This window comes from Psychrobacter sp. 1U2 (assembly GCF_051847575.1).
Window position 1 is genome coordinate 1 of record NZ_JBPYDC010000673.1, and the last position, 907, is coordinate 907.

Consider the following 907-nt stretch of genomic DNA (forward strand, 5'->3'; position numbering starts at 1 on the left):
CGCTTATGATACTGAAGGCCACATTTATTTTTTGCTGGTGATGGTACATTATGACCCAACCGACTTTTAACAATACCCTACAATCTACTACGATAAATAGCGATAGTAGTGCCTCCATCTTTGATGATAGAAGTAGCCATGAGACATTATCATCGCTACAAGAATCGGCAGTGAGAGATAAAGCGGCGCTGCTTGCTCTTTTTACCACGTCATCTTCTTTGTCATCTGCTGTTCACGCAACTGACACCTCAGAGTCTAGTGTGGCTGAGCTGCGTTTAACACTTTATCGCCTGCAGCATGAGCGTACTCGCTTGCTATATTTGGCTTCTGCAAATGTACGTCCAACCTATCTGGTACAGACGTTAAAGAGTCAGTTTGCAGAGTATCAGCAGTATAAGCTTGCGCAGCAGCTTGATAAGCGTGGCCTGCTCGATGTCAATCCACTTGAGCGCTTATGGCAGCAGTTGCATGTGGTCGATGATATTATCGCTGACATCGTACGCCATATGCCAGCTCAGCAGCCAGCAGGGTGGCAGCTGACGGCGCAAGATGGTCATAATCCACTAAGGCTTGCAACTGTGGGTCAGCTAAAACACCCCAAACCTATTGAGGATCAAGCCAGTCTAAATAGCTATGTGCTTGGTCACTTTGGGGTGAGTAGTTTTACGTATGATCGTGGATATTATATTGGTCATGTGGTTGGTTATTTATTCAGCTGTTATTTTTGTGCGCACCTGTCTATTAGCTACGGCGTCACAGCACTTGGTGAGCAAGTGGTTGAAGGGTATGACTATGCTAGTCTTGAGACGCCTTATATGGTGCGTTTGTTGCAAGGCTTAGACAGCTATTGTAAAAAGCGTATTTACCAGTTGGCAGTCATTTGCGCGCGTCTTAGCGTCTATGCGTC

The 907-nt window shown here is 45.9% G+C and carries 1 protein-coding gene; it reads left to right on the forward strand.

Annotated features, from left to right (window positions below):
• Nucleotides 1-50: 50 nt before the first annotated feature.
• The coding region (locus ACS8FD_RS18020; RefSeq protein WP_439276858.1) for a hypothetical protein at nt 51-907 on the forward strand (857 nt) is incomplete at its 3' end.